15 protein-coding genes are annotated in these 18,553 nt (G+C 68.9%); 11 read left to right on the top strand and 4 right to left on the bottom strand.

All coding sequences use genetic code 11. From position 1 onward, the window contains the following. The first annotated feature begins 62 nt into the window (after positions 1 to 62). A complete protein-coding gene (plsY, locus tag DJ018_RS17735; protein ID WP_111516307.1) occupies positions 63 to 698 on the top strand; it encodes a glycerol-3-phosphate 1-O-acyltransferase PlsY in 636 nt (211 codons plus the stop codon). Further along, the gene (dprA, locus tag DJ018_RS17740; RefSeq protein WP_111516308.1) at positions 695 to 1,783 is read left to right on the top strand and encodes a DNA-processing protein DprA; all 1,089 of its coding nucleotides are present in this window, start codon (positions 695 to 697) and stop codon (positions 1,781 to 1,783) included. Before plsY ends, dprA begins: the two co-directional genes overlap by 4 nt. 3 nt (positions 1,784 to 1,786) lie before the next feature. Here the strand turns inward: dprA and DJ018_RS17745 are convergent, their stop codons facing one another. Continuing rightward, a complete protein-coding gene (locus tag DJ018_RS17745) occupies positions 1,787 to 3,967 on the bottom strand; it encodes a TonB-dependent receptor domain-containing protein (RefSeq protein ID WP_165842966.1) in 2,181 nt (726 codons plus the stop codon). 128 nt (positions 3,968 to 4,095) lie between these two features. Here DJ018_RS17745 and DJ018_RS17750 point away from each other — a divergent pair, with 128 nt between their 5' ends. From DJ018_RS17750 to rpmG, 7 genes are all read left to right on the top strand, one after another. Next, on the top strand, positions 4,096 to 4,461 hold the full coding sequence (locus tag DJ018_RS17750; protein WP_111516310.1) for a BlaI/MecI/CopY family transcriptional regulator: 366 nt from the start codon (positions 4,096 to 4,098) through the stop codon (positions 4,459 to 4,461). Further along, positions 4,454 to 6,085, top strand: a complete 1,632-nt coding sequence (locus DJ018_RS17755; RefSeq protein WP_165842967.1) for a M56 family metallopeptidase — start codon at positions 4,454 to 4,456, stop codon at positions 6,083 to 6,085. The genes DJ018_RS17750 and DJ018_RS17755 overlap by 8 nt, the downstream gene beginning before the upstream one ends. 161 nt (positions 6,086 to 6,246) lie before the next feature. Continuing rightward, positions 6,247 to 8,883: a type I DNA topoisomerase gene (topA, locus tag DJ018_RS17760; protein WP_111516312.1), complete on the top strand. Its 2,637-nt coding sequence runs from the start codon at positions 6,247 to 6,249 to the stop codon at positions 8,881 to 8,883. Between the two features lie 101 nt (positions 8,884 to 8,984). After that, positions 8,985 to 11,324 (top strand): ribonuclease R, encoded by a 2,340-nt coding sequence (rnr, locus tag DJ018_RS17765; protein ID WP_111516313.1) that lies wholly within the window; start codon positions 8,985 to 8,987, stop codon positions 11,322 to 11,324. 48 nt (positions 11,325 to 11,372) lie between these two features. Next, positions 11,373 to 12,080, top strand: coding sequence for an NUDIX hydrolase (locus tag DJ018_RS17770; protein WP_240609602.1), 708 nt, complete (start codon positions 11,373 to 11,375; stop codon positions 12,078 to 12,080). A gap of 60 nt (positions 12,081 to 12,140) precedes the next feature. After that, a complete protein-coding gene (locus DJ018_RS17775; RefSeq protein ID WP_111516315.1) occupies positions 12,141 to 13,001 on the top strand; it encodes an SDR family NAD(P)-dependent oxidoreductase in 861 nt (286 codons plus the stop codon). Positions 13,002 to 13,100: 99 nt separating this feature from the next. Then, positions 13,101 to 13,268, top strand: coding sequence for a 50S ribosomal protein L33 (gene rpmG / locus DJ018_RS17780; RefSeq protein WP_111516316.1), 168 nt, complete (start codon positions 13,101 to 13,103; stop codon positions 13,266 to 13,268). A 64-nt stretch (positions 13,269 to 13,332) separates the two neighbouring features. On the opposite strand, the gene DJ018_RS17785 is transcribed toward rpmG, so the two are convergent. Next, the gene (locus tag DJ018_RS17785; protein WP_111516317.1) at positions 13,333 to 14,697 is read right to left on the bottom strand and encodes a PleD family two-component system response regulator; all 1,365 of its coding nucleotides are present in this window, start codon (positions 14,695 to 14,697) and stop codon (positions 13,333 to 13,335) included. Between the two features lie 4 nt (positions 14,698 to 14,701). Next, a complete protein-coding gene (locus DJ018_RS17790; RefSeq protein ID WP_111516318.1) occupies positions 14,702 to 15,067 on the bottom strand; it encodes a response regulator in 366 nt (121 codons plus the stop codon). A 112-nt stretch (positions 15,068 to 15,179) separates the two neighbouring features. Between DJ018_RS17790 and DJ018_RS17795 the strand changes: the two genes are divergently transcribed. Then, positions 15,180 to 15,854, top strand: coding sequence for an HAD family hydrolase (locus tag DJ018_RS17795; RefSeq protein WP_240609603.1), 675 nt, complete (start codon positions 15,180 to 15,182; stop codon positions 15,852 to 15,854). Here DJ018_RS17795 and DJ018_RS17800 read toward each other — a convergent pair. Beyond that, a complete protein-coding gene (locus DJ018_RS17800; protein ID WP_111516319.1) occupies positions 15,835 to 17,469 on the bottom strand; it encodes a GMC oxidoreductase in 1,635 nt (544 codons plus the stop codon). The genes DJ018_RS17795 and DJ018_RS17800 overlap by 20 nt on opposite strands. A gap of 82 nt (positions 17,470 to 17,551) precedes the next feature. Here DJ018_RS17800 and DJ018_RS17805 point away from each other — a divergent pair, with 82 nt between their 5' ends. Continuing rightward, positions 17,552 to 18,532, top strand: a complete 981-nt coding sequence (locus tag DJ018_RS17805) for an aldo/keto reductase (RefSeq protein WP_111516320.1) — start codon at positions 17,552 to 17,554, stop codon at positions 18,530 to 18,532. Positions 18,533 to 18,553: the final 21 nt, after the last annotated feature.

Raw genomic sequence — 18,553 nt, forward strand, 5'->3', positions numbered from 1 at the left:
GGGGTGCTGGCGGTGGCGCGCCAGCAAGGCTATCGACGCTCAAGGCTGTCGGGGGAAAGCGCATGTTCGATCTAAGTCCCGTTCTCATCACGGTCGCCCTGGTCGGCGGCTACCTGCTGGGGTCAATCCCGTTCGGGGTGATCGCCACCAAGCTCGGCGGCGCGGGCGATCTGCGGTCGGTGGGCTCGGGCAACATCGGGGCGACCAACGTCCTGCGCACCGGGCGAAAGGACCTAGCGCTGATCACCCTGCTGGGCGACGGCGGCAAGGGTGCGGTCGCGGTGCTGATCGGCTGGCTGCTGACCCGCGATGCTCCGGTGACGCAGCAGGCCGCCATGACCTCGCTGGCCGGCGGCTCGGCCTTCCTTGGCCACCTCTTCCCAGTGTGGCTGGGCTTCAAAGGCGGCAAGGGCGTCGCGACCTTCTTCGGCACCCTGCTCGCCGCCTGCTGGCCGGTGGGGCTGCTGGCGGGCGCCACCTGGATCGCGATGGCCTTCCTGTTCCGGATCTCGTCGCTGGCGGCGCTGACCGCCTCGGTGCTGGCGCCGGTCTATGTGCACCTGACGGGACGCCCAGTGGCCTACGCTTGGCTGGCCATCTTCATGGCCGCGCTGATCTACATCCGGCACATTCCAAACATTCAGCGCCTCATCCGCGGCGAGGAGCCGAAGATCGGCAAGAAGAAGGACGCGGCGTGATCCGCCAGCTGGCGGACGCCGAGCGGCGCGACTGGCTGCGGCTCGCCCGCACGGACAACGTCGGGCCGGTCACCTTCGACCACCTGATCGGGCGGTACGGCTCCGCAGCCGAGGCGCTGGCCGCCCTGCCCGGCCTGGCCCAGCGCGGCGGTCGCGCCGGCGCCACCCTTGCTCCGGAGGCGGAGGCGGAACGGGAGCTAGCCGCCGGCGCCGCCATCGGCGCACGTCTGATCGCCTCGTGCGAGCCGGACTTCCCGCAGGCGCTAGCGGCGCTGGACCCGGCGCCGCCGCTGATCTGGGTGCGCGGTAACGCAAACCTGCTGAACAAGCCTAGCGTGGCGATCGTCGGTGCACGTGTCGCCTCCGCGGCCGGGCAGAGGTTCGCCCGGGGTTTGGCGGCCGAGCTTGGCCAAGCGGGCTTGGTCGTCGTGTCCGGCATGGCGCGCGGGATCGACGGCGCGGCGCACGAGGCGGCCCTGCCCTTCGGAACCGTCGCCGTCCTTGGCGGGGGCGTAGACGACGTCTATCCGCCCGAGCACTCCGGGCTCTACGAGCGGCTTGTCGCTGAAGGCTGCGTCGTGTCCGAGAGCCCGCCCGGCCGCAAGGCGACGGCCCGCGACTTCCCCCGCCGTAACCGCATCATCTCCGGCCTGTCGCGCGCCGTGGTGGTGGTGGAGGCGGAATTGCGATCCGGCTCGCTGATCACCGCCCGACTGGCCGCCGAGCAGGGCCGCGATGTCCTGGCGGTGCCAGGCTCGCCGCTGGATCCGCGCGCCCGCGGCTGCAACGACCTGCTGCGCCAGGGCGCAGCCATTTGCGAAAGCGCGGAGGACGTCCTGCGCGCGCTGGACAGCCCCGGCGGCTGGCGCGAGCCGCCAGCCGAGCGCTACCGCCCGCCGCCAGGTGAAGCGGACGAGGCTCTGCGCCGGCGCGTGGCGGACCTGCTGTCCCCCACGCCGGTCAGCCGCGACGAGCTCGTCCGGGCGACCGGCGCGCCCGCCCCGGCGGTGTTCGCGGCGTTGGTTGAGCTATCCCTGGCCGGCCGCGCCGAGCTGCAGCCCGGCGGCATGGTGGTCGCCGGCTGAGGCCTACTGGCTGGGCGCAGGTCCGCCCCCGAAGTCGAAACCCGGGTCGCGGACCTTTCCGCCTCCGAACGTCCAGATGACGCCGGCGCGCACCTGACGCGTGTCGAATTTGTTCTCGGTCCGCGCCTTCAGCGTCGGCGTGTCGATCACCTGCTTCAGGCGGAAGCTGTGCGCCAGGTCCTGCACCTGGAAGATCAGGCTCACCCGGTCATTCAGCTTGCGGCGATAGCCCAGGTCGATCGCGGCCGACGGCTCCAGATAGCCCTGAGGCGTGAGCTGCTTGGCGTTCACGAAGGCGTTCACCTGCAGCAAGTCGTCGGGCGTGATCTGCCAGGACAGGCTGGCCCGGCCCGACGGCGTGAAAGCCGAGCGCGTTTCAGGCGAGCCCAGCGGCTGCGGCTCGATTTCCGTCCAGCCGAAATTGGTGCTGACGTTGTAGCTGAGCTTCGGATTGAGCTTGCCGTTGAGCACCAGCTCCAGGCCCGCCGCGCGGCTTTCGGTGATGTTGGCGGAGGTGGTCAGGAAACGTCCGCCGCCGATGTCGCGCACCACGTCGGCGAAGCCGTTCTCCGTTCGGCGATAGTAGAGAGTGGCGAGAAAGGTGGCGGGGCCGCGGCGCTCGTAGCCGAACTCAAAGGCGCGAGTCTGCTGGGGCTTCAGGTCGGGGTTGCCGGCGCGGAGGTTTAGGGGATCAAGCAGTACCGGGAAGCTGTTGAACTGCAACGGGTTCGGCCGCTGCACCCGCTCGCTGTAGCTGGCCGTCAGCTTGCGGTCGTCGTCGAGTTTCCAGCCCAGGTGCAGGCTGGGATAGAGCCGCCGGTAATCGTTCTCAAACTGCTGACTCTGAGTGGCCTGATCGAGGTCGATCTGCACGTCCTCTCCCCGGACCCCGGCCAGCACCGAAAGGTCGCCGAAGCGCTGCTCGTAGGTGACGTAGGCCTGGGCCATGGATTGTTCGAAGAGGAACAGATTGGAGAGGCTGGCGTCCTCCGCCAACGCCGCGCGTGAGCCGCCGCGCAGGCCAAGGTTGCGGTAGCTGTTGTCGTCGAACTGGAGGTCGAAACCGGTTTTCAGGGTGGCCGCCCCGATCGGACGCACATAGTCGCCTTTCAGCTGGGTGCGCCGGTAGTCGAAGGTCAGCTCCTGACGATCGTAGGCGTCCGGCCCGATCGGGATGAAGCTCAGGGTGCGGCCGGCACGGACACGGTCGTCATTGGTCGCCTCGTAGGCGGCGCTCAGGGTCAGCTCCTCGCCCGCCTGGTCGAAGGTGCGCTTGAAGGTGAATGTGCCCGATCCGTTGGCCCGGATCTGGTGCAGATCAAGGTCGCGTTGAAACGCGCTGGTCAGCCCCCCGGCGGCGTTGGTCTGCGTGACCTGGCTAGGTCCGCCGACCGTCAGGTCGACGTACATGGCGCGAAGCTCGGCGCTGAGCCGGGTCTTCCTGTCCAGGTCGTAGTCCACAGCGACCCGAGCGGTGTCGAAGTCCAGGTTGGAATTCAGGTCCTGGACCTGCGCCACGCTGGAGGCCTCGCCGCTTGTCAGATGAAGGCGCTGGCGCTCGTCCGTGGTCAGCTGCTTCTGCGAATCCTGCCGGATGTTCAGGTCGGCGGTGACGCTTAGACGAGGACTGTTGTAGCCGCCGTTCAGACTGGCGTTCACTCGCCCTTCGTTGGCCACCGTAACCCGCGCGGAGCCGGTCCGCCCTGCGCCGCGGGACTTCTTGGTGATCAGGTTGATCACGCCCGAGCCGTCGTTACGGAACTCCGCCGAGGGGTTGGTCATCACCTCCACCCGCTCGATCTGGTTGGCCGGCATGGACTGCAGCGACGAGGCGCGGCTCTCGCCTTCGAACATCGTCGAGGGCTTTCCGTCGACCAGGATGGTGACGTTGCTGTCTCCGCGCAGGCTGACGTTGCCCTGCACATCCACCTCCACCGACGGGACGTTGCGCAGGGCGTCGCCGATCGAACCTGTCTGCGCCTGCAGGTCGGCGCCGAGGCTGTAGCTGCGGCGGTCGATGGAGGTCTGGACCTGAGGCGTTTCGGCGGTAACCACCACTTCTCCGACGGCCGTCTCGCCGCTCTTCTGGGCTGGCGTCTCGGTTGGCGCGGGTGACGGGGCCTGCTGAGCCAGAGCCAGGCTTGGGACGGCCGCGACCGCGGCGAACAGAATGCGCTTACGCACGACGAACTCCTCGCTCGGCCGCTCTCCAAGCGCGGCCATTTCGAGCGGGATACAAGTGTACTCCGAGTTGGATTACACGTGTATTATCCGTAATGCACAGCGAACGGTGTTTGGACTAGGATGTGGCCATGAAGATCTCCGCGGCCGAGAGCCAGATCATGGACGCGCTGTGGCGCGCCGGTCCGCTGACCGCGGAAGGCGTGTTCGCGGAAGTCGGGCAGGCGCAAGGCTGGGCCAGCGGCACCGTGAAGACCCTGATCACCCGGCTGCTGAAGAAGAAGGCGATCGAGGGCCGCCGCGAAGCCGGCGGTTACCTTTACCACCCGCTGATCTCCCGCTCGGATTATGTGCTGGAGGAGAGCCAGGGCCTGGTGGACCGACTGTTCGGCGGACAGGTGGCGCCGCTGGTGGCGCATTTTGCCGAGCAGCGGGCGCTGAGCCCGCAGGACATCGCGCACCTCAAGAAGCTGATCGCGGACCTCGATGATGAGTGAAGCGGCCGAGACCCTCTTGCGGGTCAACCTGGCGGCAACCGGCGCGGTCGCCCTGGTGCTGATCCTGCGTCCACTGGTCCGGCGCAACTTCGGCGCCCGCACAGCCTATGGCCTGTGGCTGCTGCCGCTCCTCGCCGCGGTTGTGATGCTGGCGCCGCCGCGGGTGGTGACCACCCACCAGGCTGTGGCTGCAGGGCCGAACGCGGCGGCCTTTCAGCGGGACATCACGCCAGCAGCGGAGGTCGTCGAGGCCGCGCCCGCGCGAACACCTGTGCCCTGGCTGCCCATGGTCTGGGGCGCCGGGCTGGTGATCAGCGCGGCGTGGCTGAGCATCGGCCAGCTGCGCTTCACCCGCGCCTTGAAGGCGGGCCGCGCCGGGCCAGCGGTGGTCGGCGTGGTGCGGCCGCGGATCGTCACACCAAGCGACTTCGAGGCCCGGTACACGCTACGGGAACGCGAGCTGATCCTGGCGCACGAGCAGCGGCACATCTGGGCGAAGGACCCGCTGATCAATGCCTTGGTCGCAGCGGCGCGCTGCCTCGCCTGGTTCAACCCGTCGGTGCATGTCATGAGCCACTTCCTGCGCATGGATCAGGAACTGGCGTGCGACGCCGCCGTGATCGCCGCCCATCCCGGCAGCCGCCGCACCTATGCCGAGGCCATGCTCAAGACCCAGCTGGCGGCGCGCCCCTTGCCGCTCGGCTGCTATTGGCCGGCCGCCGCGGTGCGCCCGCTGCAGATGCGGATCGGCCTGTTGGCGCGCCCGCAACCCGGCCGCCGGCGCCTGCTGGCGGGAAGCGTCCTGCTGGCCGGTCTGGCCGTCGCGTTCACCGCCGGCGCTTGGAGCGCCCGGCCGCCAGAGCTCAGGATCGTGGCTGTTGCGGCGCCCGTGCAGCCGTCGGTGACGCCCCTCCCCGCGCCGGCATCTCCGGCCACTGTCGCGCCTGCCGCAGCCCAGCCAAGCAAGGCCACCGCCGACGTGGTGGTGATGACGCAGCAAGAGGCCGGCCCGACTGAGCCGCTCGCCAGCCCGCCGCCCGCGGCCGACGATCTGGTCGCGCCGCCGCCGTACGTCACCAAGATCTGGACGGTGGCGCGCCGGTCGTCCGTGCAGCCGGGGGAAGCCGTGCGGGTGATCGCCCGCATGACCGATCGCGACGGTCATGACCTGATCACCGACCTCACCGCCTTCGGATCGCAAGACGAGTTCCGCACGGGCTTCTACGAACGAGACGGCAGCCGCTATTCCCTGTTCACGGCCGTGGAGCAGCGGGGCGAGCAGTTGCTGGTGACAGCGAGCCTGAACCGCAGGTTCGCGCCGCAGACCACCGGATTCACCATCCTGAGGTCCGGCCAGACCGGCGAGATCCGCATGCCCAACGGTGAGACGGTGACGGTCACCGCCCTGGTTCGCCCCGAAACTGCGGAAGAAGCGGACGGCGTGTTTCGGGAGCGGGAGCGTGACGAGCGGCAAAGGATCGCCCACGAACAGCGGCGGGCCGCGGACGAGCGCCAGCGCCTCGCGCACGAGCGGCGGCGCGGGGCCGACGAACGCCACCGCCTCGCTATGCTGAGCCGCCCTCTGGATCCCTTCCGCTGCGGCCGGGTGGGCGCCATCTGCTGAGCCTGTCTGGGCAGCACGCAACCTGTCGAAAGTTGAGCCCCCTTAGGGGGCTCGCGCGCCCTGCGGTTCCAAGGGGCGTTGACACGCCTCGGGCGCCGCCCCCACCTTCCGGCCACTTTGCTTCGGGCGCCGTCGCCCGAGGGGGCAGATTTCAGGCTTAAATGAACGTCGTCGTCGTCGAGAGCCCGGCCAAGGCCAAGACCATCAACAAGTACCTGGGCTCGGACTACAAGGTCCTCGCCTCCTACGGCCACGTCCGTGACCTTCCGGCGAAGGACGGCTCGGTGCGTCCGGACGAGGACTTCGCCATGTCCTGGGACGTGGACGGCAAGGCCGCCAAGCGGCTGGCCGAGATCGCCGACGCCGCCAAGGGCGCCGACCGCCTGATCCTCGCCACTGACCCCGATCGCGAGGGCGAGGCCATCTCCTGGCACGTGCTGGAGGTGCTTCAGAAGAAGAAGGCGCTGAAGTCGGCCCAGGTGCAGCGGGTGGTGTTCAACGCCATCACCAAGAGCGCCGTCACCGAGGCGATGAAGAACCCGCGCGAGCTCGACATGGAGCTGGTGGAGGCCTACCTCGCCCGCCGCGCGCTGGACTACCTCGTGGGCTTCACCCTTTCGCCGGTTCTCTGGCGCAAGCTCCCGGGCTCCCGCTCGGCCGGCCGCGTGCAGTCGGTGGCCCTGCGCCTGATCGTCGACCGCGAGCTCGAGATCGAGCGCTTCCGCACCCAGGAGTACTGGACGGTGGAGGCGCAGGTCTCCGCCGGCGCTGATCCCTTCACCGCCCGTCTGGTGAAGCATGAGGGCAAGCGGCTCACCAAGTTCGACCTCGCGAACGAGACCTCCGCCTTCGCCGCACGCGATGCGGTCAAGGCCGCGACCTTCAAGGTCTCGGCCGTGGAGAAGAAGCCCGGCAAGCGCTCGCCACCGCCGCCCTTCACCACCTCGACCCTGCAGCAGGAAGCCTCCCGCAAGCTCGGCTTCAACGCCCAGCGCACCATGCAGGCGGCGCAGAAGCTCTACGAGGGCGTCGACATCGGCGGCGAAACCGTCGGCCTGATCACCTATATGCGGACCGACGGCGTGCAGGTCGCGCCGGAAGCGCTGGACGAAGCGCGCGTGGTGATCGGCGGCGTGTACGGCAAGGAATATGTGCCGGAGAAGCCCCGCTTCTATTCTACCAAGGCCAAGAACGCCCAGGAGGCCCACGAAGCGATCCGCCCGACCAGCCTGGCCCGCAATCCGGGCAAGCTGCGTCTCGATGGCGACCTCGGCCGGCTCTACGAGCTGATCTGGAAGCGGATGATCGCCTCGCAAATGGAAAGCGCCCGGATCGAGCGCACGACCATCGACCTGGACAGCGCGGACGGGAAGACCGGCCTGCGCGCCACGGGCCAGGTGGTGCTGTTTGACGGCTATCTCGCGGTCTACGAAGAAGGCCGCGACGATCCGGACGACGAGGAAGGCGGCCGCCTGCCTCAGGTGAACGAAGGCGCTGACGCCCGCGTCGCCGCCGCTAAGGCCGACCAGCACTTCACCGAGCCGCCGCCGCGCTACTCCGAAGCGAGCCTCGTGAAGAAGATGGAAGAGCTCGGCATCGGCCGACCCTCGACCTACGCCTCGATCCTGACCGTGCTGCGCGACCGCGCCTACGTGAGGATGGAGAAGAACCGCTTCGTGCCGGAAGACAAAGGCCGCCTGGTCACCGTCTTCTTGGAGGAGTTCTTCCGCAAGTACGTGGAGTACGACTTCACGGCCGCACTGGAGGAGCGACTGGACCTGGTCTCGGCCGGCGAGCTCGACTGGAAGGTGCTGCTGCGCGACTTCTGGACGGACTTCCACGCCAAGACTGAAGAGATCGGCACCTTGCGCACCCGCGAGGTGCTGGACAGCTTGGACACGGCCCTGGCGCCGTTCCTCTACCCGCCCAAGCAGGACGGGTCGGACGAGCGCGCCTGCCCCACCTGCGGCGCAGGTCGCCTGAGTCTCAAGACCAGCCGGTTCGGTCCGTTCGTCGGCTGCTCGAACTATCCGGAATGCCGCTACACTCGCCCGATCGGCCAGGCTGAAGGGGGCGAAGGCGGCGAAAGCGGCGACCGCGAGCTCGGGACCGATCCCGAAACCGGGGAGACGGTGTTCCTGAAGTCCGGCCGCTTCGGCCCGTACGTCCAGCTGGGCGAAGGGGACAAGCCGAAGCGCTCCAGCCTGCCGAAGGGTTGGTCGGCCGCCGACATGGACCTGGAGAAGGGTCTGCGTCTGCTGCGGCTTCCCCGTGAGGTGGGTCCGCACCCGGAAGACGGCCAGATGATCCTGGCCGGCATCGGCCGCTACGGACCGTTTGTGCAGCACGCCGGCACCTACGCCAATCTGTCGGGCGTCGACGAGGTGTTCGAGGTCGGCCTGAACCGCGCGGTCTCGGTCCTGGCGGAGAAGCGCGCGGGCGCTTCGGCCCGCCGAGGCGGCGAGGCCACCGCGTTGAAGGAACTGGGCGCGCACCCGACGGACGGCCAACCGGTTCGCGTTCTGGCGGGTCGCTACGGGCCCTACATCAAGCACGGCTCCACCAACGCCAACATTCCGCGGGGCGCCGACCCGCAGGAGATCACCCTGGAACAGGCGGTCGCCCTGATCGCCGAGCGGGAAGCCAAAGGCGGCGGGGCCAAGAAGAAGCCGGCCAAGGCCGCAAAGGCGACCAAGGCCAAGGCTGAGCCGAAGGCGGCGGCGAAAAAGACCACCGCGGCCAAGAAGGCGCCCGCCAAGAAGACCGCGTCCAAGAAGAAGGTGGCGGAGGAGGCCTGACCGCCTCCGTTTCCGCCCCGCCTTCGCCGCCGCGGCTGCGCGGCGTTCGAGCTGAACAAGAACTCGGGAGCCGAGGAGGCGTTTGGTGCTAACACAGCACCATGGCCCGTCCTCCTCGCACGCCCAAGCCGCCCCGTTCGACCTCGCGTCAGCCGCAGGGGCTCCCTGATCGGGACACGCTGGTCAATTACCTGCGCGAAACGGGTGAAGCCGATCGGGCGGCGATCGCCCGCGCGTTCGGGCTGAAAGGCGCGGACCGCCGCGCGTTGCGTGAGATGCTGAAGGAGTTGGAGGGCGAAGGCACGGTGGCTCGCCGGGGCCGGAGCGGCTTTGCGCAAGTCGGCGCCCTGCCCGAAGTCGGCGTCGTGGACGTTTCCGAACGCGATGCGGACGGCGAACTGCTGGTGAAGCTGGTTAAGGGCGAGGACGCGCCGCTGGTGATCCTGGCGCCTGACCGCGAGGCCGAGGCCGGCCAGGCGCCCGGCTTGGGCGACCGCCTGCTGGTCCGCTTCGTGCGCCTGGAGAGCGGCGAGTACGAAGCCCGCCTGATCAAGCGCCTGGGCCAGAGCGCTCACCGGATACTCGGTGTGATCCGCAAGGGCCGGCGGGAGGTGCGCGTCGAGCCGGTGGACCGCCGGGTCAAGGACAGCCTGCTGCTGAGCGCTGAGGACGGCGAGAAGCTGCGAGACGGCGATCTGGTCTTGGCCGCCGTGGGCGCCCAGGAGAAGCGCTACGGTCCGCATCGCGGCAAGGTGCTGGAGGTCGTCGGCCGGGAGGACGAGCCCCGGGCCGCCTCGCTGATCGCCATTCACTCGCACGGCATCCCGACCGGCTTCAGCGAGGCGGCGGAGGCGGAAGCCGAGCAGGCCGAGCAGCCGACGCTGTCCGGCCGAGAGGACCTGCGGGACGTGCCGCTGATCACGATCGACCCGGCTGACGCGCGAGACCACGACGACGCCGTCTACGCGGAGCCGGACACCGACGAAGGCAACCCCGGCGGCTGGATCGTCTGGGTCGCCATCGCCGACGTCGCCGCCTACGTCCGTTCCGGTTCGGCGCTCGACCGTGAAGCCCGTAACAAGGGCAACAGCGTCTACTTCCCCGACCGGGTGGAGCCGATGCTGCCCGAGCGGCTGTCGAATGGCCTATGCTCGCTTCGTGAGGGCGAGAACCGCGCCACCATGGCGGTACGAATGGTGTTCGGGGCCGACGGACGCAAGCGCTCGCACCGCTTCGTCCGCGGGCTGATGCGCTCGGCGGCCAAGCTGTCCTACGAGCAGGCGCAGGCGGCGATCGACGGCAAGCCGGACGACAAGACCGGGCCGATCCTGGAGACCATCCTGAAGCCGCTCTGGGCCGCCTACGAAACCATGAAGAAGGGACGAGACGCCCGCTCGCCGGTGGCCATCGAGAGCACCGAGCGCAAGATCGTCATCGACAAGGAAGGCAAGGTCGTCTCGATCACGCCCCGCACCTCGCTGGAAGCCCACCGGCTGATCGAGGAAATGATGATCCAGGCGAACGTCTGCGCGGCCGAAACCCTGGAGTCCAAGCGCACGCCGCTGGTCTATCGGGTGCACGACGAGCCAAGCCCCGAGAAGCTGATGAACCTGGTCGACTTCCTGTCGACGCTGAACATCGCCTGGACCAAGGGCGAGGCGCCGCGCACTGAGCGGTTCAACCGCCTGCTCGACCAGGTCCGTGACACGCCGCACTTCGACATCGTGAACGAGGTCGTCCTGCGCACCCAGATGCAGGCGCACTACTCGAGCGACAACATCGGCCACTATGGCCTGAACCTCGCCCGCTACGCCCACTACACCTCGCCCATCCGCCGCTACGCCGACTTGATCGTGCACCGCGCCCTGATCCGCGCGCTGAAGCTCGGTGACGACGGCCTGACCGACCAGGACGTGGCGATGATCAAGGATACGGCCGAGCGGATCACCGCCGCCGAGCGGCGCGCCATGGCCGCCGAGCGCGACGCCACCGACCGCTATGTGGCGTCGTTCCTGTCCGACAAGGTCGGCGCGACCTTCCAGGGCAAGATCACCGGGGTGACGCGGTTCGGCCTGTTCGTTCGACTGGCGGACACCGGCGCGGACGGACTGGTGCCGGTCTCAAGCCTGGGCGGCGAGTTCTTCATCCACGACGATCGCGCCCACGCTCTGGTGGGCGAGCGCAGCGGCGCGCGCTGGCCGCTCGGCATGAACGTGGAGGTCAAACTCACGGAGGCGACGCCGATCACTGGCGGGCTGCTGTTCGAGATGCTCAGCGAGCCGGCTCCACCGGACCGGACCGCGCCACGGCCGAGACTAGGGTTGCGCGCGCGCAACGATCGTCGGCCGGGGGGCGGCGCAGGACGATCATTGGACCGCGGCCCAAAGCGCGGGCAGACCGAGAAGAAGCAGTCGAAGAAGAAGGGCTCTCGCCGTCGGTGACCCGAGGTCGCTCTTCGAAGCTCCGGGCTCGGTGCTAAGGCTGCGATCGTGTCTGAGTTCGAGAAGATCGAGAAGCCCGAGGGGCCGCCCCGCATCGCCGGGGCCCGCGCGGTTCGCCCAAAGGACGCTGCGACCCTGATCCTGGTGCGGCGCGACGGGGCCGCGCCGCGCATCCTGATGGGTCGCCGCAGCGGCGGCCACAGCTTCATGCCCAACCTTTGGGTCTTTCCCGGCGGACGTGTCGACCGGGCCGACTACCGCGCACCGCACGGGACGGACCTTCGTGCGGAGGTCGCCGCCACTTTCGAGGCGCATGCCTCAGCCGCGAGGGGCCGCGCCCTGGCGCTGGCGGCGATCCGGGAGACCTTTGAGGAGGCAGGCCTGCTGCTTGCACGCCCTGCGCCCGCGCGACCAGCGGCTGGACCCTGGCGCGAGTTTCTGGCGCATGGCGCCCTGCCCGATCTCGCGGCCGTGGAGATCCTGGCCCGGGCGGTGACGCCGCCGGCCATCGGGAAGCGGTTCGACACCTGGTTCCTGATGGCCGACGCTGAACGTCTGATGAGCCTCGATCGGCGGCCGGACAGCGGCGAACTGGAGGAGATCGGCTGGTTCACCCACGATGAGGCGCTAAGCCTGCCGCTGCCGCAGATCACCCGCGGCATGGTGCGGGAAACCCTGGCCCGGCTTGAGCACCCTGAGCGTCCGCGACCGTACATGCGGTTCCGTCACGGCGCTGTGCGCATCGACGCGCTGTGAGGGACTTGGCCGGACGTCTTATCGGGCCCATCTAGCGCCTCCCGCCACTGGAGAGATCCCATGTCCCAAGCATCCTCCCTGCCCGCGCTGTCGCCGGGCAAGGTCGCTGTCATCACAGGCGCGGCGAGCGGCATCGGCCTGGCCGCCGCGAAGCGGTTCGCGCAGATGGGCTTGAAGGTGGTCCTGGCCGACTTGGGCGGCGAAAAGCTGGACGCCGCTGCGGCCGAGGCGGCGGGACTGGCCCACGCACCGGACGACGTGCTCGCCGTTCCCACCGACGTGTCACGCTTCGAGGACCTGCAGGTCCTTGCGGAGCGGACCGCATCGCAGTTCGGCGCGCCCAACGTGCTGATGAACAACGCGGGCATCGGGGACAATCCAGGCGGTGTTGGGGAGAACCTCGCCGGGTGGCGGCGAATGCTGGACGTGAACCTCTGGGGCGTGATCCACGGGGTGCAGGCCTTTCTGCCGCAAATGGTCGCCGACACGGAGCCGCGTGTGGTGATCAACACAGGCTCCAAGCAGGGCATCACCACCCCGCCAGGCAACGCGGCCTACAATGTCTCGAAGGCCGCCTTGAAGGCCTATACGGAGGCCCTGGCGCATGAGCTGCGCAACACGCCTGGGACCGCGATCAGCGCCCACCTGCTGATCCCCGGTTTCACCTTCACCGGCATCACGGGCGTCGCTGAGAAGCCTGCGGGCGCCTGGACCGGCGAGCAGGTGGTCGACTTCATGCTGGCCAGCCTGGCGCGCGGCGACTTCTACATTCTTTGCCCAGACAACAACGTCACCCGCGAGATGGACGAGAAGCGCATGGCCTGGGCGATGGGGGACGTTATCGAGAACCGCCCGGCGCTGTCGCGGTGGCATCCAGACTTCACGGACGCCTTCGCGGCGCATATGCAGAGCGACCGCTAGCTCAGCGGTTGACTTCCGCGCGCGGATTCGTATTTTCCGCCGCTCTTTCGAACACCCGCCGGCGGGGCGCATCCGCTTGGCCCCGCCCGAGGACCCATCATGGCGAAACCCGCTTCCATCAAGATCCGCCTGAACTCGACGGCGGACACCGGCTTCTTCTACGTCACCAAGAAGAACGCCCGCACGAAGACCGACAAGCTCGTGATGAAGAAGTACGATCCCATCGCGCGCAAGCACGTCGAATTCCGCGAAGGCAAGATCAAGTAAGATCGCCTTCAGGCAGATTTCTCGAAACGCCCGGCCCACCGCCGGGCGTTTTGCTTTGTGGAGTTCAGGCTGCGCCGGCGATGACGCGGTTGCGGCCCGAGGCTTTGGCCTCGTACATGGCCGCATCAGCGCGCTTCAGCAGCGGCTCGGGACGGGACTCGCCGCCCAGGCTGGCTGCCACTCCGATCGAGATGGTGACGCTGAGCAGTTCCTGACCGTCCATGATCCGGAACGGCGAGCCGGCCACGTGCAGGCGGATTCGTTCGGCGATGCGCTCGGCGTCTTCCAGGTGGGTGTCGGGCATCACCACGACGAACTCCTCGCCACCGTAACGAACCGGCAGGTCGACAGCGCGCACGTTGGAGGCCAGACGCACGGCGAACTCGCGCAGCACCTCGTCGCCGACATCGTGGCCGAAGCTGTCGTTGATCTTCTTGAAGTGGTCGATGTCGATCGCGAGCACGGCCACAGGCTCCCCGCCCATCGCCGCCCGCTGAAGCAGCGCCTCGAGTTGGCCCGCCATGTAGCGGCGATTGTGAAGGCCGGTGAGTTGGTCGGTGACCGCCAGCTCCAGAGAATGGTCGAGGTTGTTGCGCAGATAGTCCGTGTAACGCTTGCGCCGGATCTGCGTCTTGGCGCGCGCCGACAGCTCGCCCGGATCGACCGGTCGCGACAGCAGGTCGTTCACCCCGATCTCCAGCGCCTTGATCAGACGCGGGCGCTCGTCGAAGTCCACCAGCGCCAGAATGGGCAGGTTGCGGGTGACCTGGTCCGAGCGCAGCTGCGCGGCGAATCGCAAACCGTCGAAGGCCTTCGCCGCGGCGTTCACGATCACCAGGTCCACCGGGCCGCGGGCGCTGAGCAGCGCCTTGTGCGGATCGCTTTCCAGCACGGGCCGGTGCTCGATCGATAGCTCGGCGCAGAGACGCTGCCCCTGCCTCTCGTAGTCGTCCACGATCAGGATACGGCCGCCCGCGCCGCCGAGGCGCGAGGCAGCGCCGGCGATGACGCCCATGCGCCGGCCGGACGCCTCGCGCTGCCGCAGCTCATCGATCACAGCCTTCAGTCGGGTCAGGCTGCGCACCCGGGCGAAGAGCATGACGTCGTCGATGGGCTTGGTCAGGAAGTCGTCGGCGCCGGCCTCGAGGCCTGCAACGCGATCTGCGCGCCCGTCCAGGGCGGTGACCAGCACCACCGGCACGTGCCGCGTCGCGGGGTCGTCCTTCAGCCGTCGGCAGACGGAGAAGCCGTCCATCCCCGGCATCATGACGTCCAGCAGCACGATGTCCGGCTTCTCGGCGGCCGCAACCGCCAGGGCGGTCGGTCCGTCCGGCGCCGTCAGCACCTCATAGTATTCGGCGGTGAGCTTGGCTTCGAGCAGCCGGACGTTCGCCTCGACGTCGTCGACAACCAGGATCCGTGCGGACACGTCCTCAGTCCAGCAGGCGGCGAATGGTGTCCAGGAAGTGGACCACCGAGATCGGCTTGGAGATGTAGGCCTCGCAGCCGCCTTCGCGAATGCGTTCCTCGTCACCCTTCATCGCGAATGCGGTCACAGCGACCACCGGGATCGAGGCAAGTTCCTCGTCTTCCTTCAGCCACTTGGTGACTTCCAGGCCGGAGATTTCCGGAAGCTGGATGTCCATCAGAATCAGATCGGGACGATGCTCGCGGGCGATGGAAAGCGCCTGAAGCCCCTCGCGGGTCTCCAGGGTCTCGTACCCTTGGGCTTCGAGCAGATCATGAAAGAGCTTCATGTTCAGCTCGTTATCCTCGACGATGAGGACCTTCTTGGCCATTCGCTTCCCGGCGCAATTCCTAGGGATGACCGCCGAGGCCCGCCGTCCCTACTCGTCGTGCGTTGATCACACGGATATCCTTAAACTTCGTTAGCCGCGAAGGGAGCGCCGCTTGGGGCCGCCGCCTGCCCGTCCTGTCCCCGCCTTGCACGAACTCGGCCTTTCGAGCGAGAGACCGCTTGTTGTGGTCGATGTGGACGAGGTGCTCGGCCTGTTCATGCAAGGCTTTGGCGCGTTCCTCGAATCGCGAGGGCTGGAGTTCCGCGTCGACCGTTTCGCCCTGTTCCAGAACATCTACCGCCCCGGCGAGACCCAGCATCTGCCGGTGGAGGACGGCCAGCGCTTGTTCGACGAGTTCTTCCGCACCGGCTGCGGCGAGATCGAGCCGACGCCCGGCGCGGTCGAGGCGCTGCAGCGCCTGAGCCGTCGCGCGGAGATCCTGATCCTGTCGAACGCGCCGGCGGACGCCGAACAGCTGCGGGCAGACTGGCTGAAACGCCACGGCTTGCCGCACCCGTTGATCCTCAACACCGGGCCGAAGGGGCCGATCACCGCGGCGCTGGTCCGCCAGACGCGGGGCGCCTCCGCCTTTGTGGACGACCTGCTCTCGAACCTCGACTCGGTGGCGGAACACGCGCCTGACACCGCCACCTTCCAGCACGTCGCCGACGAGCGGCTGCGCGGCCTTGCGCCCACTTCGCCGCGTCACGTGCGGATCGACGACTGGGCCGAACTGGCCGAGGCCATCGAGGGCGCGATCGCTGCCGTCAGGCCATCTCGGGGGTAAGCGCCCGCTCAGGAACAGAGAGGCTCTCGCCGCCTCGCTGCAGGGCGTGCTCGCAAGCCCGCGCGGTCAGGGCCATCACCGTCAGGGTCGGGTTCTGGCTGCCTTGCGACGGGAACGATGAGCTGTCGGTGACATACAGACCTCGGGCGGCCCAGCACTGGTTGTCCGGATCGAGCACCGACGTCTCAGGATCGCGCCCCATGCGCGCCGTGCCGGTTTCGTGCACGGCCGAGCCCGGCACGGAAGGCGTCTCGCTGAGATGGTGGACCTGGATGCCCGCCACGTCCGCGAGCTCACGCAGGGCTTGCGCCTGGCTGAGGGCCATGCGCCGTTCGAAACGGCTGTGGGCGCAGTCGATGTGCAGCACCGGCAGGCCCCACCGGTCCTTGCGGATCGGGTCGAGGCGCACGTGATTGCGCGCGCGCGGCAGCATTTCCGAGAAGGCCACGGCGGTGAAGAACGAGCGGCCGCCGCCGATCGAGGTGCGATAGACCTGCACCCCGAAGCCACGCGAGCTGTCGCGCTCGCCCATGCGCGCATCGAAGCGAGGCAGGTAGACGTTGCGTCCGTCCTCCATCCGTACCGCTTCGGGGCCTGGCAGCCGTCCCCCGACGCCGTCCACCTTGATGGTGACGTGATCCATGAGGTAGCGGCCGAGGGCGCCGGAGGGGCCGCCCAGGCCTGACATCATCAGGATGCGCGTGCTCTCCAGGCACGAGGCGCAGAGGAAAACCACCGGGGCTGAAGCCTCGAGGCGCTCGCCCGTCAGGGCGTCGATCCATTGGACGGCGCGAACGCGGCCGGCCGGGTCGGTCTTGATGCCGTGCACCACCGCCCCCTGGCGCAAGGCGAGCCGGCCAGTTTCGGCGGCTGTGGCCAAGGTGTCGGGCGGCGGCGCGAACCGGCCCAGCACCGGCCAGGCGTCGGGCCATCGGGCGCTGATGCGATCCATGAGGTCCTGCTCGGCCGGCAGCGGCTCCAGCTCGCGACTGATCTCGCTGTCGGGCAGCCAAGGCGCGCCCTCGCGCCGGCCGGAAAGGTGCAGGCGGCGCTCCGCCACGGCGTACCAGCGATCCAGCTCGCCGGGCTGCAGGGGCCAAGGCGGGCTCTCCCCATCTGCGGACGCGAAATCCGCCGGCCCGAAGCGGAAGTACTGCCGGCCATGTCCCGGAACAACGACGCGGCCGCCAAGCGTGCGGGCCCGGATCCACACGAAGGGTCGGCCCGGCGGCGTGCTGTAGGGACAGTCGATGTCGTCGACAAAGGCGGTCGGCGCCCGCTCCCAGGCGTAGCAGTCGGTCTGCACCGGCTGCCGCAGGCCGCCGAGCAGGCGCAGCGCGCGGCGCCCTTTGTAGAGCAGGCCTGGCGGCAAAAACGGCAAAGCGTCCGGGTTCGCGACCGTGGAGACCGCCTTCCCCGCCGCCCAGCGCAGGGCGCCTGGCCAATGGCCGGCGTCCAGCACGAGGACCTCCAAGCCACGCCGGGTCAACAGCTCCGCGGCCAGCCCCCCCGCGGCTCCCGCGCCGATCACAATCGCGTCAAACGTGTGAGGTCGGCTCAGCGCGTCACCGCTTGCACGCCTCGCCGCGCTCCGCAGCGCGGAGGTGAGTTGCATCGAGAGCCTCCCTGCGCCGGAGCGTTATGGTTAATCGAACGTTACCGGCCAAGGTTCAACCTTCAGCACAAGGGGCAGTTCCGTGGGGCAAGCACAATTTGTGGTGGCGTCGGACGCCGCCGCACGGCCGGCAGTGCGGCCCATTCCAGAGGCGCCCCGGCTGGGCTTCGGATGCGGCGGACTGTTGGGGGACCGGCAGCGGGAGAACAGCCTGCATGTGCTGGCCGTAGCTCTCGAGGCGGGCGTCACTTACTTCGACACCGCCCGGCTGTATGGCGAGGGTCAAGCCGAGGGGCTGCTGGGTGAGACGCTGGGTGCGAAACGCCACAAGGTGATCATCACCAGCAAGGCGGGCATCCTGCCGGCCAAGGCCTCGGCCGCCAACAAATGGGCGCGGCGCATCGGGCTGCGAGCAAACCGCTTCTCGCCCCTCAAGCTGCCGGTGCCGCCCCCGCCCGAGCCGGTGTTCGGCTGCTTCGAGCCCGCGCAGTTGCGCGCCAGCGTGGAGACCAGCCTGCGCGAGCTGCGGACTGACTACCTCGACGCGCTGCTGCTGCACGAGTGCAGCCTGGAGGACCTGGAGCGTCCGGCCGTCCAGGAGGTCATCCTCTCGCTGCTGCGATCCGGCAAGATCCTGGCCTGGGGCGCGGCGCCCTCCCTCGACCAGGCGATCCGCATCTCCGCCGCCGCTTCCCCGCCGCCCATCTTGCAGCTGGCCGACAGCGTCTGGAGTCCTGGCGTGGAGCGTCTGGCTTATTCCGACGCCTACCTGATCACCCACTCGGTGCTCGCTAGGGGCCTGCGCCCGCTGCTCGCCCGACTGGAAGACGACGATCCCTTCCGGGCGAGGTGGGCCCAAGCCACCGGCCTCGACCCCGAAGACGCCAGCGCCACCGCCCAGATCCTCCTGGCCCACGCCCTGACCCAGAACCCGCAGGGCACCGTGCTGTTCTCGAGCTCACGCCCCGCGAATGTGGAGGACTGCGCCAGCCTGCTCCACAAGGCACTGTTCACGCCTGCGCAGGTCGCGGCCGCGGCCGCCCTGGCGGCAGAGGCCGCCTAGCGCAGGCGCCGGCACGGGTGC

The organism is Phenylobacterium deserti (assembly GCF_003254705.1).
Taxonomy (GTDB): domain Bacteria; phylum Pseudomonadota; class Alphaproteobacteria; order Caulobacterales; family Caulobacteraceae; genus Phenylobacterium; species Phenylobacterium deserti.

Coding starts and splice junctions, on each gene's coding strand:
- plsY (WP_111516307.1), top strand. CDS start 63: ATGTTCGATCTAAGTCCCGTTCTCATCACGGTCGCCCTGGTCGGCGGC.
- DJ018_RS17750 (WP_111516310.1), top strand. CDS start 4,096: ATGAAGATCTCCGCGGCCGAGAGCCAGATCATGGACGCGCTGTGGCGC.
- DJ018_RS17755 (WP_165842967.1), top strand. CDS start 4,454: ATGAGTGAAGCGGCCGAGACCCTCTTGCGGGTCAACCTGGCGGCAACC.
- topA (WP_111516312.1), top strand. CDS start 6,247: ATGAACGTCGTCGTCGTCGAGAGCCCGGCCAAGGCCAAGACCATCAAC.
- rnr (WP_111516313.1), top strand. CDS start 8,985: ATGGCCCGTCCTCCTCGCACGCCCAAGCCGCCCCGTTCGACCTCGCGT.
- DJ018_RS17775 (WP_111516315.1), top strand. CDS start 12,141: ATGTCCCAAGCATCCTCCCTGCCCGCGCTGTCGCCGGGCAAGGTCGCT.
- rpmG (WP_111516316.1), top strand. CDS start 13,101: ATGGCGAAACCCGCTTCCATCAAGATCCGCCTGAACTCGACGGCGGAC.
- DJ018_RS17790 (WP_111516318.1), bottom strand. CDS start 15,067: ATGGCCAAGAAGGTCCTCATCGTCGAGGATAACGAGCTGAACATGAAG.
- DJ018_RS17800 (WP_111516319.1), bottom strand. CDS start 17,469: ATGCAACTCACCTCCGCGCTGCGGAGCGCGGCGAGGCGTGCAAGCGGT.